Below are 13,893 nucleotides of genomic sequence, written 5' to 3' on the forward strand. Positions count from 1 at the left end.
CTCAGCCGGTCATGTCGAAGGCGGCGAGCACCTTCGTGGGGCGCACGCGCACCACGAGTTCGCCCGGGGTGCCGTTGCGCCGGCCGAACTCCTCCGCCTGGTCGGGCCCCATGTAGCGCCGTGCGATCACCGTCGCGGTCCGGACGAGTTCGCCGGGGTCCTCGGACACGGCGGCCTCGCCCTGGACCTGGACGAAGCCGAACGGCGCCTCCTCCAGGTCCACGACCAGCGTCACCCGCGGGTCGCGGGCGATGGCCCGCCCCTTCGCGGTCTCCTTGCCGGTGTTGAAGACGAGCTCGTCGCCCTCGACGGTGAACCACACCGGCGCCGCCAGGGGGCGGCCGTCGGCGGCGACGTAGGCGAGCTTGCCCGTGCGGGTGCCTTCGAGCAGGAAGTCGCGGACCCGGGGATCGGAGATGGAAGTCACGGCGCAACGCTAACCCGGGTCCGTCCGTGACCGCCGTCGCGACACGTCCCACGCGTGTGCCCGCGCGCTGAGGAAACCACTGATATCTGTACGATCCACGCAGAGAAGGCGTCCGTGGTGGGCGGTCGGGCAGGGGAGAGGGGTCGTCATGAGCGAGGTCGTGCCGGACGGCGGGACGTGGCGGATCGGGGCCCGCGAGGGCGTCGCGCTCTCGGCCCGCTGGTGGAAGTGGGTGTGGTCCGCGCCGGAGGGGTGCGATCCCGTCAGGGACGCCACCGGCCGGCACGCCGCGCTCAACCAGCCGGAGGACCTGTGGTTCCTCGCCGGCACCTACGGGGGCAGGGTCGTGCGCCGGTGCGAGGTGCCCTCGGGACGCCCCCTGTTCTTCCCGGTGCTCAACCGGCAGCACACCTTCGAGTACTCCCCGGAGCCGGCGGCCATCCCGGTCGCGAGGGCCGAGGCGCACCTCAACGGCGTGCCCCTGCCGCTGGAGGAGTTCCAGGGGGTGTTCCGCAGCCCGCTGTGGGTCCGCAGGCACAGCTGGGGGCTGTGGGGAGCGGTCGCCCCCCTGAGCCCCGGAGGGTACGTGCTGGAGATCCGGGCGGACAGCGGCCGGGGCTTCCGGGTGGACACCACCTACCACCTGACCGTGGTCTGAGGCGCGGCGACCGGCGCCCCGGACCCCGTGCGGCGCCTGCCGCCGGATCCGGTCCCGCCCCGACCGGCGCCGCCGTCCGGGCGGGGACTCCACCGGTGTCCTCCGGACGCCGGTCCGCCCCGGCCCCGCCGGGAGGCCGGTCAGACGCCCGACGGGACGAGGGCGTCGGCCCGGGTGGGGCCGGAGAACACCGCCTCCAGCGGCAGGCCCAGAGCCTCGGCGAGCGCCTCCGGTGCGGCGGGGGCGGCGGAGAGGACCGGGTCGGCGGACTCCAGGGCCCGGGTGAGCCGCTCCTGCCGTGCCAGGCGCTCCGCGGCGCGGGTGGCGTCCGCGGGACCCCCGCGGCGCCCGCCGGGCTCCCGGAGGGCGGGGTGGTCCGGCGCGGGCGCGTCGCCGGGGGCGATCTCCAGCGGGGCCCCGTCCGGGCCCGTGTAGGCGGTGCACCAGCGCAGCCGGCCGCCGGCACGGGCGGGGGCGTCGGCGTGCGTGACCACCAGCGAGTCCACCCCGCCGGTGGCCGCGAGCGCGTACCGGTGCGCCACGAGGTCGAGGTGTCCCACCCGGAACGGCCCCTGCCAGGGGTGTGTGCCGTTGTGCCGCTCCACGAGCCGCTCGCCCAGCGCGGGGTCCTCCGCCACCAGCGGTCCGGCGCCGTGCCGGGTGGTGAAGGTGCGCACCACGCCGATCCGGCGGGCGTCACCCGGCCGCCCGGCCTCGGCCAGCAGGGCGAGCGGGTTCGCGGTGGTCGTGGTCGACCAGGTGGTGTAGGGGTGGAACCCGTGCCACTCGTCGAGGAGCACGCCCTGGGCCCCCTCGAACACCACGGGGGAGCGGGCCAGCAGGCCGGGCAGGTACTCCTCGTCCACCAGCCGCACCCGCCGCGCGAACGCCAGGTACGCGGACACGCACTCCTCGACGTCCGGCACCGGACCGGCCTCCCGCGGAGCACCGCCCGAGCGGGCGGCCTCCCTCCGCACCGCGTCGAGGTGGTCGGCCAGGCGGCGCAGCTTGCGGCGCAGCCGCTCGGGGCGGTCGCAGTCGCCGGCGGTCGGCGCGTCCTCCGGGCGGGCCAGGGCGTAGGCCATGGCCTCGCCCACGCCCATCCCGCAGGAGCCGTGGCGGCCGGCGCCGCGCGCCCGCTCCCGCACCCGGTTCGCCTCCTGGTGCCAGGGCGTGCTGACCAGCGCCCGGCGGTCGACCGTGACCAGCGAGAACGGATCGGGGACCCCGAGCTCCGCGAGGTGCCGGGCCTCGGCGGCCAGCGCGAAGGGGTCCACGACCACGAGCCGTGACAGGTGGGTGGGGACCGGCCCGCCCGGGGCGAGGGTTCCCGCCCCGAACTGCGCGAACGTGTGGTGCCGGCCGTCGGGGGCGACGACGTTGTGCGCCGCCTGCGCGCCCCCGTTGGCGCGCACGACGGCGCCGAAGCGCCGCCGCGCGCACAGCAGGTCCACCGTCACGCCCTTGCCCGCGTCGCCGAACCCCAGGTCGACGACGACCGCGTTCCCGTCGGACCACCGCGGAGGAGTGCCCGTCACAGCCGGCCCACCCCGCCCTCGTCGGCCCCCGCGGGGAGGCCGCCCGGGGCCGGTGCGACCACCACCGAGCCGCGCGCGGAGGACAGGGGGCGCAGCGCCTTGCCGACCGCCTCCCCGGCGTCCGACCCGGCCTCGGCCAGGTCCGACAGCCCCTCCTCCAGGTCGATGGCCTCCTCGGCCAGCCCGACGGTGACCGCGATGGTCTCCGACACCGCTTCGAGGTCGTCCAGGTAGATGACGTTCTGGCCCAGGTGGGTGTCCCAGAACCCCCTGACCTTCGGGTCGCCGTAGTAGTGGCTGCCCGTGGGCATGATGAAGAAGACCTCGAAGCTGCGCCGCAGCTCGGCGAGGATCTGCGGGAACGGGATGTTCTCGGTGACGTCGTCGCCGATCACCTCGCGCACCTCGCGCGCCTTGACCGACCCGTAGGCCATCTCGTCGCCGATGACGAACAGGTAGCCGCGCCGTCCGCGCTTCTCCAGGCAGTCCATCGCGGTGTGCCGCGCCATGAAGTACATGGCCAGCTCGTAGGACTCGGTGGCCTGGCCGCCCCCTCCGCCCTCCAGCAGGATGTTGCCGAGGTCGTCCTCCAGCTCGTTCCCCGACTCGAACTGGCCGACCTGGAGCGGCGCCCGGTCGCAGGTGGCGTCGCCGATCCCGCCGAACAGGATCTGCGGGTCCTCCACGTACCCCTTGCGCAGCAGGAGTCCGAACAGGTCGGGCAGCTTGGTCTGGAGGACGCGGGGCACGGTGCCCATGGAGCCGGTGACGTCGAACAGCACGGAGATGGCGAGCGAGTTGGGGTGCTCGTCGGAGTCGCGGCTCTCCCGGACGCCGACGTCCCGGGGGTCCAGGCTCGGGTGGGTCTTCCACTTGCTGCGGGGGGTGGAGGCGAGCACGTCGTCGGTGTAGCCGAAGCTGCTGGACCCGACGGAGGAGTTGTACGCCTGGCGCGCGTGGTAGGCGTCGGTGGACCAGTTGCTGTTTCCCATGGGTGGGTCTCCTTCTGAGGGGACGGGGGCGGCCGGGAGGGGCCGCGGGGTCGGTGCCCTAGCGGGCGGGGGCGGTGGGTGGGGAGGTTTCCGGCATGTGGAACGGGCGGAACCGGCGCGGGCCGAAGACGCGCTCCAGCACGTCGTCGAGTTCGCAGAGCAGGGCGAACCCGTCGCGGGGCCGCCGCTCGGGCGCCGGCAGGGTGCATCCGCGCGCGAAGGAGCGCAGTTCCCGGGGCAGGCGCCCCCCGGTGACGAACTCGACGCACCGGGTGGCCATGTGGATGTCGGTCTGCGCCAGGGCCGGGCGTCGCGCGGCCACCTCGGGCGGGTAGAAGTCCTCGCGGCCCGCCACCACGGCCGGGACGTGCGGTGCGGTGCGCGAGGCGTGCGAGGTCACCGAGTAGCACCAGTCGACCAGCACCAGCCCGTGCTCGGCGGGGTGGACCAGCACGTGCTCCGGCACGACCGCGCCGTGCACGACCCCTGCCCGCGCCGCGTTGCCGACGGCCACCAGCAGGCGGCGCCACATCCACGCCGCGTCGCGGGGGTCGACCCCGTCGGGGTGGGCCCGGCGCACGTCGGCGAGGGTGTGGAAGCCGTGCAGCCGCCCCAGCACGTTGGCGCGCCGCTCCACCCCGGTCGCGGAGTCGCGGTGCTTGAACGAGTCCACCAGCTCGGGGACGAACGCCCGGTAGTGCTCGTGGCCCTTCTCACGCATGCGGCGCAGGGCGGTCGCCTCGGCCTCCATCAGGTCGTTGTCGCGGGGGGACCGGGGGAGCTTGAGCACGGCGTCGTGCCACTCCCCGTCGCGGTAGCGGACCGGGTGCAGGTCGGCGACGTCGCCCCGGGCCAGGCGTCCCGCCGCGACGCGGTAGGCGCGCGTCCGGGTGGTGAGGGTGAGGTCGTCGAAGCGCAGGTCCCCGGCGGCCATCTCCCGGTACAGGGCCCACAGCCGTGTGAGCCGGGTGAAGGCCTCCGAGGCCTCCGCGCGACGGCTCCCGGGCGCCGGGTCGGGGTGGACCAGGCGGGCCAGGCGGCGGTACTCGGCGGTGGCGGCCGGGGGGACGGCTCCGCCGCCGACCGGCACGGGGCCGAACAGCGCGGCGGGGTCCTCGGCCATGGAGACGGTGCGCAGGGCCGTGTCGAACGCCGCGGTGTCGTGCTGTTCCGTGCTCATAGGTCCCTCCCTTCTCGTACGTGGCGCGCGGCCCCCGGAGCGGGGACGGTGAGGCGGCGCCGGGGCGGGTCCCGGCGCGGTCGGACCGCCCCGGTCACTGGGTGCTCCTCAGCAGGGGCGGGTGCAGGAGCGCGGCGCCGCCGGCCCGGTACAGGCGGGCACGGCGCCCGCCTCCGGAGCCGCCGTGCTCGGCGAGTTCCCCGGTGTCCTCCACGAACCCGGGGGTGGCGAGGATCTTGCGGTGGAAGTTGGCGGCGTGCAGGGTGCGCCCCCACACCGCCTGGTACACCTCCCGCAGTGCCGTGATGGTGAAGGCGGACGGCAGGAACGCGGTGGCCAGGGCGGTGTACTCCAGCTTGGAGCGGGCGCGTTCGACCGCGTCGGCGAGGATCCGCCCGTGGTCGAACGCGAGGTCCCGGCCGGCCCGGGAGCCCTCGCCGTGCCCGAGCTCGCTCCACGGGACCCAGGCGGCCTCCTCGGTGTCCCTGCCGCTGTGGGGGTCGGGCAGGTCGGGGGCCAGGAGCATGTGGGCGACCGAGAACACGCGCATGCGGGGGTCGCGCCCCCGCGCCCCGTAGGTGCCCAGCTGCTCCAGGTGCAGCTCGGTGGGGAGCCGGGTCTTCTCCGACAGCACGCGCAGGGCGGCGTCGGGCAGGTCGGGGTCGGCGGGGCCGTCCGGCCCGTCCTCCGCGCGGACGAACCCGCCGGGCAGCGCCCACCGGCCGCGCTGCGGGTGGGCGGCGCGCCGTGTGAGCAGTACGTGGGGGGTCCCCGTCCGCCGGGCCCCGGTCCCGGCCTCCGGACGGATCGTGAGGGCGACGACGTCGACGGTGACCGCGGCGGGGGCGAAGGCGTGGGGGTCGTAGCCGGAGAGGAACCTGCTCTCCGGCTCGTCGTGCTGGGGCGTCCTGTCCTCGGTCACGTGCGGGTCCTCGTTATTCTCAACCTGAGTTTTTCTCTGAATGAGATGAACTTAGCACGCAGTCCGGCCCCCGTCCACCCCTTTTCCGCCCCCAGCGTCCGGGGCCGGGTCCTTCCGGGCGGTCGAGCGCAGGAGCAGCCATGCCGCGGCCGCGAACCAGGTCAGTCCGACCGTCAGGACGACCCGCTGTCCCAGGCCGTGGAAGCCGTGCCCGGCGGACGCCATGAAGGCCGCGAAGAGCGGCGGGACGAGGGCGCCCGCGGCGCAGCAGTACGCCACCCACGCCCGCCGTCCCGGCTCTGCGGCCAGGCGCCACGCCATCGCCAGGGGCGCCGCGGTGAGGGCGGCGTGGAAGGGCAGCACGTTGACCGCGTGGACCGTCCCGGCCGGGGTGGCCGCGCCCGCCGTCCCGACCCCCACGGGGTCGGTCGGGAACACGCCGGCGACGACCAGGCACGCCCCGGCCAGGGCGGTCAGGGCCGGCAGTGCGAACGAGCTCCGGCCGGTGGGCGCCGCCCTGCGCACGCCGACGGAGAAGGCCAGCAGGAGGAGGCCGGTGGCGATGAAGTTGGCCGTCTGTATCCAGCCCCTCTCCCCGAGGGCGAGTTCGCTGCCGAACCGGTGGAGCGGCTCGTAGTCCGGGCGGTACGCCCCCTCGGCGAGGAGCACCGGGACGAACAGGGGCGCGGCGGCGCCGCAGGCGAGGAGTGCGCGGGTGAAGCGGTCGGCGGGGGGTGCCATGCCTGTCTCCTTAGCGTTGGTAAGTCCTTATCACCGCTAAGCTACCTTAGCGGTGATAAGCTCCCTGTTCCGGAGACACAGGACAGAGGGCGGTGTGACGGTGGACCGGCGGACGATCGTCGAGGCGGCACTGGGACTGCTCGACGACGAGGGGCTGGACCGGTTGACCGTCCGGCGGCTGGCCGAGCGCCTGGGCGTGAAGTCGCCGGCGCTCTACTGGCACTTCCGCGACAAGCGGGAGCTCCTCGACAGGATGGCCGAGCACCTGCGCCCGCCCCAGAGCCCCCCGGGGCCCGGGGAGGACTGGCGCTCCTGGTCGCTGCGCCGTGCCCGGGAACGCCGGGCCGCGCTGTTGTCCCACCGCGACGCGGCCCGGGTCGTGGCGGGCAGCCGCGCGGGGGCGGCCACCCTCGCCGCCTTCGACGCCGAACTCGCCGTCCTGGTCGGCTTCGGCTTCGGTCCCGTGCGCGCCGTTCGCGCCGCGGTCCTCGTCGACCACTACGTGGTGGGCTCGGTCCTCCAGCAGCAGGCCGACGCGCAGCGCCACGCCGACGCGGGGGAGACGCCTCCCGAGGACCTTCCCGAGGAGGCGCGGGCCGCGCTGACCGGAGCGACGCCCACCCTGGCCGCGGCGCTCGCCGGAGGAGGGGACCCCGGTGGGGACGAAGCCTTCGAGGACGGCCTGCTCATGATCGTCGACGGCATCGCGGCCGGCCTCGAACGGGACCGGACCGCCTGATCCGCAGGGGGATCGCGCGGGGCGTGCCGGTCAGGCGGGGGAGGCGACACGCCCGGGCGGACGGACGGCGGGGGTCGGCGCCCACCGCTAGCATGGTGCGAACGGACGTTCGAGGACATGCGCGAAGACGGGCGAGGGTGGGCGGAGTGCGAGTGTTGGGGATCGACCCGGGGCTGACCCGGTGCGGGGTCGGTGTCGTCGAGGGGGCCATCGGCAAGCCGCTCACCCTCCTCGGGGCCGACGCCGTCCGCACCAGCCCCGACACCGAGCTGCCCCAGAGGCTCGTCGGCATCGAGCGCGGGATCGAGGAGTGGCTGGACCGGTTCCGGCCCGACGCGGTCGCCGTCGAACGGGTCTTCGCCCAGCACAACCTCAGCACGGTCATGGGCACGGCCCAGGCCAGCGGCATCGCCCTGGTGTGCGCCGCGCGCCGGGGCCTGCCCGTCGCCCTGCACACACCGAGCGAGGCCAAGGCCGCCATCACCGGCAGCGGCCGCGCCGACAAGGCGCAGGTCGGCACCATGGTGGCGCGTATCCTCGGACTCGACGGTCCTCCCAGGCCCGCGGACGCGGCGGACGCCGTCGCCCTCGCCATCTGCCACATCTGGCGCGGCGGGGCGCAGGCCCGGGTCGCCCAGGCCGCACAGGACTTCGCCCGCAAGGTGGAACTCGCCCGCCGCACCCGCGGCCGCTAGCTCCCCGCCCCCAGGAAGGAGAAGGGCACCGCCCCCGGTGCCCGCACGAGATGATCGCGTTCCTCACCGGCCGGGTGGCCGCACGCGGCGCCGGCAGCGCCGTGATCGACGTCGGCGGGGTCGGCATGACCGTCCAGTGCACCCCCTCCGCCCTGTCCCGGCTCCACGTCGGCGAGACCGGCACCGTGTCCACCAGCCTCATCGTCCGCGAGGACTCCCTGACCCTGTTCGGGTTCGCCGACGACGACGAGAGGCACCTGTTCGAGCAGTTGCAGACCGCGTCCGGGGTCGGACCGCGACTGGCCCTGGCGATCCTCTCCGTCCACAGCCCGGCCGGCCTGCGCCAGGCCGTGGCGACCGAGGACACCGCTGCCCTGACCCGTGTGCCGGGCATCGGGAGGAAGGGCGCGCAGCGCATCGTCCTGGAGCTGGCGGGCAAGCTGGAGTCGCCCGTCCTCACCGACGGCACGCTGCCCCCCGCGGAGGGGGCCCCGGCGGGGGCGTCCGACGCCGCCCGGCGCGCGCAGGTCGTCTCCGGCCTCGTCAACCTCGGCTGGTCGGCCAAGGACGCCGAGGCCGCCGCGGCCGCCGTCACCGCCGAGTCGGCGAGCACCGACGTCGCCGTCCTGCTGCGCACCGCCCTGCGCAGGCTCAGCCGCGCCTAGGAGGAAGGCACCCCATGCACGAACCGTACGAGTCCGGCGAGGCCCACGGGGCCGCCCCGTACGAGCGCGAGGCGGTCTCCTCCGACGCCAGCCTCGACGACCGCCAGGTCGAGGGCGCCCTGCGCCCCCGCGCCCTGGACGAGTTCGTCGGGCAGGAGCGGGTGCGCGAGCAGCTCTCCCTGGTGCTCGACAGCGCCCGGAGGCGCAACCGGGCCCCGGACCACATCCTCATGTCCGGGGGCCCCGGCCTGGGCAAGACCACCCTGGCCATGATCATCGCCGCCGAGATGGGCGCCCCGCTGCGCATCACCTCGGGCCCGGCCATCGAGCGCTCCGGCGACCTGGCGGCCGTCCTCTCCACCCTCCAGGAGGGCGAGGTGCTGTTCCTGGACGAGATCCACCGGATGGCCCGGCCCGCCGAGGAGATGCTCTACGTCGCGATGGAGGACTACCGGGTCGACGTCGTGGTCGGCAAGGGCCCCGGCGCGACCGCCATCCCCCTGGAGATCGCCCCGTTCACCCTGGTCGGGGCCACCACCCGGGCGGGCATGCTGCCCGCCCCGCTGCGCGACCGGTTCGGTTTCACCGCGCACATGGACTTCTACTCCCCGGACGAGCTGGAGCTGATCCTGCACCGCTCGGCGGGCCTGCTCGGGGCGCCCCTCGCGGAGGACGCGGCCCGGGAGATCGCCGGGCGCTCGCGCGGGACGCCCCGTATCGCCAACCGGCTGCTGCGCCGGGTGCGCGACTACGCCGAGGTCCGGGGGGACGGGCAGCTGTCGCTGCGGACCGCCCGTGCCGCGCTCGAGCTGTACGAGGTCGACGGCCTCGGCCTGGACCGGCTGGACCGCGCCATCCTCGACGTCCTCATGCACCGCTTCCGCGGGGGCCCCGTCGGCCTGTCCACGCTCGCGGTGTCGGTGGGGGAGGAGGCGGAGACCGTGGAGGTCGTCGCCGAGCCGTTCCTCGTCCGGTCCGGCTTCCTGGCGCGCACCCCGCGCGGCCGGGTGGCCACGCCGCAGGCCTGGGCGCACATGGGCCTCACCCCGCCGCCGGACGCCGCGTTCGGCGCGGGGTCCGCCGGTCCCGCGTCCGCCGGGGCCTCCGCGCCCGGCACCGCCGCGGGGGCCGGCGCCGGGGGCGGCGCCTCCGGGACGACGCCCTGACCGGACGGTCCGCGGCGCCTCCTGACCGGGCGGGCTGACAGGGGGCGTCGCACCGGGCACAATGGGTCCCGCGTGTGTGAAACGGGGCTGAACCGTTAACACTCCGATCTCCGGCGGTGGGGGATCGGTGACCGGCGCCACGTAAACTTTGGACGAATCAGCCGATACGGGGCAGGGCTCCGTACGTGTTGTCCGACACCGGCGGAACGACTCGGCCGCCCCGCGCGTTGTACGTGCCGGGTGTGGTCCGGATCGTTCCGGGTTCGGGCGACACGAAGAAGGTGGCCGCCGGAGTGCCCCACCGGCACCCGCGGACCACATGACGAAACGTCAGGAAGGACGCCCCCGTGCAGGGCCTTTACCATCTCGCCGACGCAGCAGAGCCCACGGGCGGGCTTCTCGGCATGCTCTTCCCGTTCCTGATGATCATCCTGGTCTTCTGGCTGCTGTTCTGGCGCCCGAACCAGAAGCGCCGCCAGCAGGAGGCGCAGATGCAGAGCGCGCTGGCCCCGGGCGTCGAGGTGATGACCAAGGCCGGCATCTTCGCGACCATCGTCGAGATCCACGAGCAGGACGTCCTGCTGGAGATCGCCCCCGGCACGCGGATCCGCATGCTCAAGGCCGGTGTGGGCGAGGTCATCACCCCCGCCGTGGACGACACCCCGGTCGAGGACCGTCCCGACTTCGGCGACGACGACAAGCCCAAGGGCTGAGGCCCCCGGGCCCCGGCGGGTCCACAGACTTCGGTACCGGCCCCCCTCCGGGGCCGGTACCGCCGTGTCCGGCCCGGACGCGACCGCCCCGACACCACAGCAGAAGGTTCCACCGACCATGCCCCACGACACCGCGACCGCGGACGGCGCCCCGAGCACGGAGCTCATCGAGGCGCAGATCCGCGACATCCCGGACTTCCCGCACGCCGGCATCCTGTTCAAGGACATCACGCCGCTGCTCAACCACCGGGAGGCCTTCGCGGCCGCCGTGGACGGCCTCTGCGCGCCCTACCGCGGGCTCGGGGTGGACCACGTGGTCGGGCTGGAGGCGCGCGGCTTCATCTTCGGGGCGCCGGTCGCCATGGAGCTGGGCGCGGGCTTCGTCCCCGCCCGCAAAGCGGGGAAACTGCCCGCGCGGACCATCGACCAGTCCTATGATCTGGAGTACGGGACCGCGACCGTCGAGATCCACGCCGACGCGATCGTCCCGGGCAGCCGCGTGCTCATCGTCGACGACGTCCTCGCCACCGGGGGCACCGGCAGGGCCGCGGTGGACCTGGTCCGCAAGGCGGGTGGTACGGTCGTGGGATTCTCCGTCCTGATGGAGCTCTCAGCGCTCCACGGCCGCGAGAAGTTGCCCGACGTGGAGCTGCACGCCCTCCTCTCGGCCTGACCCCGAGCCGCGCCGAGCCAGGCGCCGCCGCCGCGGGAATGCGCGGCGGTTCGTCACCGTTGACGTACTCCACCACGGGGTGTGACGCGTTTGGTGACCCGGGTCACCCGTTGTCGTACCTGGTGGGGTGGGGTCGGGGGCCGAACACTAGACTGGTGGGAGAGGTACCGCGGCGACCATGTCACGACTGGCCCTGATGACACGCACGTGCACCGGTGGAGCCGGGCGGCGCTGACGGCGCCCGCGCCCCCGGGCGAATCCGCGGGAGGTAGGCATGCCAAGCGAAGTGGTTTCGACCGGGGCGGTATCCGCGAGCGAGCCGCGGCGGCCCACCGTGCCGGGAGGGCACGCGGACGGCACCGGTGTGCCGTCCGCGGACGCAGGACCACAGGAGGGCCGTCCGGAGGGCGCCGCGAACGGAGCGGCGCCCTCCGACGTCTTCGGGGAGGGGACGCCGAGGCATCCGGCGCCCTCCGCGACGCCCTCCACCGTGCGAGTACGCAGAAGGCTCGCCCGACTCGGCGCCCAGCGGGGAGTGACGATGAACCCGGTGCTCGAACCACTGATCAAGACCGTGCGGGCCACCCATCCCAAGGTGGACGTGCGGCTGATCGAGCGCGCCTACGAGGTGGCGGCCCACCACCACCGCGAACAGAAGCGCAAGAGCGGCGACCCCTACATCACCCACCCGCTCGCGGTCGCCACGATCCTCGCCGAGCTGGGGATGCAGGAGGCCACCCTCGCCGCCGCTCTGCTGCACGACACCGTGGAGGACACCGACTACTCGCTGGACGAGCTTCGTGCCGACTTCGGCGACGAGATCGCCGAGCTCGTCGACGGCGTCACCAAGCTCGACAAGGTCAAGTACGGCGAGGCCACCCAGGCCGAGACGGTGCGCAAGATGGTCGTGGCGATGGCCCGCGACATCCGCGTCCTGGTCATCAAGCTGTGCGACCGGCTGCACAACATGCGCACCCTGCGCTACCTGCCGTCCAAGGCGAAGAGGGAGAAGAAGGCCCGCGAGACCCTGGAGATCTTCGCCCCGCTGGCCCACCGGCTGGGCATGAACACCATCAAGTGGGAGCTGGAGGACCTGGCGTTCGCCACCCTCTACCCCAAGCGCTTCGACGAGATCGCCCGCCTGGTGTCCGAGCGCGCCCCCCGGCGCGACGTCTACCTCCAGGAGGTCATCGAGGCGGTCTCGGGCGACCTGCGCGAGTCCAAGCTCAAGGCGACCGTGCGCGGGCGCCCCAAGCACTACTACTCGATCTACCAGAAGATGATCGCCCGCAACTGCGGCTTCGACGAGATCTACGACCTCATCGCCGTGCGGGTCCTGGTGGACAGCGTCCGCGACTGCTACGCGGCCCTCGGGACCATCCACGCGCGGTGGAACCCCGTGCCCGGGCGGTTCAAGGACTACATCGCGATGCCCAAGTTCAACATGTACCAGTCGCTGCACACGACGGTGATAGGGCCCTCGGGCAACCCGGTCGAACTCCAGATCCGCACCAGGGCGATGCACCGCCGGGCCGAGTACGGCATCGCCGCGCACTGGAAGTACAAGGAGGACCGCAACAGCGGCCCCGAGGCCAGGCCCAAGGGCAGCACGGACATGCAGTGGCTGCGCCAGCTCATCGACTGGCAGCAGGAGACCAAGGACCCGGGCGAGTTCCTGGAGTCGCTGCGGTTCGACCTGTCGGTGCAGGAGGTGTTCGTCTTCACCCCCGACGGCGACGTCATCCCCCTGCCCCAGGGCGCCACCGCCGTCGACTTCGCCTACGCGGTCCACACCGAGGTCGGCCACCGCACGGTCGGGGCCAGGATCAACGGCCGCCTCGTCCCGCTGGAGAACGAGCTGCACAACGGCGAGACCGTGGAGATCCTCACCTCCAAGACGCCCGACGCCGGTCCCAGCCGGGACTGGCTGAACTTCGTCAAGAGCGCGCGCGCCCGCAACAAGATCCGGCACTGGTTCACGAAGGAGCGCCGCGAGGCGGCGATCGACCAGGGCAAGGACGAGATCGCGAAGGTGATGCGCAAGCAGGAGCTCCCGGTCAAGCGCCTGTTCAGCGGCGAGGCGCTCATCGCCCTGGCCGGCGACCTGCGCTATCCGGACGTGGACTCCCTCTACGCGGCCGTGGGCGAGCACCAGGTCAGCGCGCAGAGCGTGGTGGCCAAGCTCGTCGACTCGCTGGGCGGGCTGGAGAGCCACACCGAGGACATCGCGGAGTCGTCCCTGCCCACCAAGGCGCCGCGCCAGCGCCAGGCGGGTAACCCCGGCGTGGTCGTGGAGGGCGACGCCGACGTGTGGGCGCGCCTGTCCAAGTGCTGTACGCCGGTCCCCGGCGACGAGATCGTCGGTTTCGTCACCCGCGGGAACGGCGTGTCCGTGCACCGCGAGGACTGCGTGAACGCCGCGACCCTGGACACCGAGCGCATGGTCAAGGTGGACTGGTCGCCCACCGAGGACTCGATGTTCCTGGTGGCGTTGCAGGTGGAGGCGCTGGACCGGTCCCGCCTGCTCTCCGACATCACGCGGGTGCTGTCCGACCAGCACGTCAACATCCTGTCCGCGACCGTCCAGACGAGCCGCGACCGGGTCGCCCAGAGCCGGTTCACGTTCGAGATGGCCGACCCCGCCCACCTGGGCAGCGTGCTCCGCGCCGTCCGCGGCGTGGACGGCGTCTACGACGTCTACCGGGTCCGCAACTAGGGGCCGGCAGGTCCTCCCGCGGGCCGGTGCCGCCCCGGACGGAGGGAGGCCCCGGCCGTACCCTCGCG

General features: G+C 74.0%; 14 protein-coding genes. 8 read left to right on the forward strand and 6 right to left on the reverse strand.

The window, feature by feature from the left end:
• Position 1: 1 nt before the first annotated feature.
• Entirely contained in the window at positions 2–427 is a 426-nt protein-coding gene (locus ABZ234_RS09750; protein WP_355011713.1) for a PPOX class F420-dependent oxidoreductase, read from the reverse strand.
• A 148-nt stretch (positions 428–575) separates the two neighbouring features.
• On the opposite strand from ABZ234_RS09750, the gene ABZ234_RS09755 reads away from it, so the two are divergent.
• Positions 576–1,085 carry a hypothetical protein gene (locus ABZ234_RS09755; RefSeq protein WP_267945878.1) on the forward strand — a complete coding sequence of 170 codons (510 nt, stop codon included), beginning with the start codon at positions 576–578 and terminating at the stop codon, positions 1,083–1,085.
• Between the two features lie 140 nt (positions 1,086–1,225).
• Here the strand turns inward: ABZ234_RS09755 and ABZ234_RS09760 are convergent, their stop codons facing one another.
• The 5 genes from ABZ234_RS09760 to ABZ234_RS09780 all read right to left on the reverse strand — a co-directional run bounded on the left by ABZ234_RS09760 (position 1,226) and on the right by ABZ234_RS09780 (position 6,458).
• Positions 1,226–2,623: an adenylosuccinate synthetase gene (locus tag ABZ234_RS09760; protein WP_355011714.1), complete on the reverse strand. Its 1,398-nt coding sequence runs from the start codon at positions 2,621–2,623 to the stop codon at positions 1,226–1,228.
• Positions 2,620–3,615 (reverse strand): hypothetical protein, encoded by a 996-nt coding sequence (locus ABZ234_RS09765; RefSeq protein ID WP_267945876.1) that lies wholly within the window; start codon positions 3,613–3,615, stop codon positions 2,620–2,622. The genes ABZ234_RS09760 and ABZ234_RS09765 overlap by 4 nt, the downstream gene beginning before the upstream one ends.
• Positions 3,616–3,673: 58 nt before the next feature.
• The gene (locus ABZ234_RS09770; protein WP_355011715.1) at positions 3,674–4,795 is read right to left on the reverse strand and encodes a J domain-containing protein; all 1,122 of its coding nucleotides are present in this window, start codon (positions 4,793–4,795) and stop codon (positions 3,674–3,676) included.
• A gap of 94 nt (positions 4,796–4,889) precedes the next feature.
• Positions 4,890–5,717 carry an NUDIX domain-containing protein gene (locus tag ABZ234_RS09775; RefSeq protein WP_355011716.1) on the reverse strand — a complete coding sequence of 276 codons (828 nt, stop codon included), beginning with the start codon at positions 5,715–5,717 and terminating at the stop codon, positions 4,890–4,892.
• 51 nt (positions 5,718–5,768) lie between these two features.
• Positions 5,769–6,458, reverse strand: coding sequence for a DUF998 domain-containing protein (locus tag ABZ234_RS09780; protein ID WP_355011717.1), 690 nt, complete (start codon positions 6,456–6,458; stop codon positions 5,769–5,771).
• A gap of 94 nt (positions 6,459–6,552) precedes the next feature.
• Here ABZ234_RS09780 and ABZ234_RS09785 point away from each other — a divergent pair, with 94 nt between their 5' ends.
• The 7 genes from ABZ234_RS09785 to ABZ234_RS09815 all read left to right on the forward strand — a co-directional run bounded on the left by ABZ234_RS09785 (position 6,553) and on the right by ABZ234_RS09815 (position 13,825).
• The gene (locus ABZ234_RS09785) at positions 6,553–7,197 is read left to right on the forward strand and encodes a TetR/AcrR family transcriptional regulator C-terminal domain-containing protein (protein ID WP_355011718.1); all 645 of its coding nucleotides are present in this window, start codon (positions 6,553–6,555) and stop codon (positions 7,195–7,197) included.
• A 146-nt stretch (positions 7,198–7,343) separates the two neighbouring features.
• Entirely contained in the window at positions 7,344–7,892 is a 549-nt protein-coding gene (gene ruvC / locus ABZ234_RS09790; protein ID WP_267950462.1) for a crossover junction endodeoxyribonuclease RuvC, read from the forward strand.
• Between the two features lie 50 nt (positions 7,893–7,942).
• Complete coding sequence (gene ruvA / locus ABZ234_RS09795) at positions 7,943–8,557, forward strand: Holliday junction branch migration protein RuvA (protein ID WP_267945871.1); 615 nt, start codon at positions 7,943–7,945, stop codon at positions 8,555–8,557.
• A gap of 14 nt (positions 8,558–8,571) precedes the next feature.
• Positions 8,572–9,723, forward strand: a complete 1,152-nt coding sequence (ruvB, locus tag ABZ234_RS09800) for a Holliday junction branch migration DNA helicase RuvB (protein WP_267945870.1) — start codon at positions 8,572–8,574, stop codon at positions 9,721–9,723.
• Between the two features lie 347 nt (positions 9,724–10,070).
• Positions 10,071–10,436: a preprotein translocase subunit YajC gene (gene yajC, locus ABZ234_RS09805; protein ID WP_267945869.1), complete on the forward strand. Its 366-nt coding sequence runs from the start codon at positions 10,071–10,073 to the stop codon at positions 10,434–10,436.
• 118 nt (positions 10,437–10,554) lie between these two features.
• Positions 10,555–11,109 carry an adenine phosphoribosyltransferase gene (locus tag ABZ234_RS09810; RefSeq protein WP_267945868.1) on the forward strand — a complete coding sequence of 185 codons (555 nt, stop codon included), beginning with the start codon at positions 10,555–10,557 and terminating at the stop codon, positions 11,107–11,109.
• Between the two features lie 541 nt (positions 11,110–11,650).
• Positions 11,651–13,825: a bifunctional (p)ppGpp synthetase/guanosine-3',5'-bis(diphosphate) 3'-pyrophosphohydrolase gene (locus ABZ234_RS09815; protein WP_276567169.1), complete on the forward strand. Its 2,175-nt coding sequence runs from the start codon at positions 11,651–11,653 to the stop codon at positions 13,823–13,825.
• Positions 13,826–13,893: the final 68 nt, after the last annotated feature.

The sequence above is a fragment of the Nocardiopsis sp. NPDC006198 genome (assembly GCF_040613895.1).
Classification (GTDB): Bacteria; Actinomycetota; Actinomycetes; order Streptosporangiales; family Streptosporangiaceae; genus Nocardiopsis; species Nocardiopsis tropica.

Excerpts from the sequence above, each read along its gene's own strand:
- ABZ234_RS09755 (WP_267945878.1), top strand. The coding sequence starts at position 576 with ATGAGCGAGGTCGTGCCGGACGGCGGGACGTGGCGGATCGGGGCCCGC.
- ABZ234_RS09765 (WP_267945876.1), bottom strand. The coding sequence starts at position 3,615 with ATGGGAAACAGCAACTGGTCCACCGACGCCTACCACGCGCGCCAGGCG.
- ABZ234_RS09770 (WP_355011715.1), bottom strand. The coding sequence starts at position 4,795 with ATGAGCACGGAACAGCACGACACCGCGGCGTTCGACACGGCCCTGCGC.
- ABZ234_RS09780 (WP_355011717.1), bottom strand. The coding sequence starts at position 6,458 with ATGGCACCCCCCGCCGACCGCTTCACCCGCGCACTCCTCGCCTGCGGC.
- ruvA (WP_267945871.1), top strand. The coding sequence starts at position 7,943 with ATGATCGCGTTCCTCACCGGCCGGGTGGCCGCACGCGGCGCCGGCAGC.
- ruvB (WP_267945870.1), top strand. The coding sequence starts at position 8,572 with ATGCACGAACCGTACGAGTCCGGCGAGGCCCACGGGGCCGCCCCGTAC.
- ABZ234_RS09810 (WP_267945868.1), top strand. The coding sequence starts at position 10,555 with ATGCCCCACGACACCGCGACCGCGGACGGCGCCCCGAGCACGGAGCTC.
- ABZ234_RS09815 (WP_276567169.1), top strand. The coding sequence starts at position 11,651 with ATGAACCCGGTGCTCGAACCACTGATCAAGACCGTGCGGGCCACCCAT.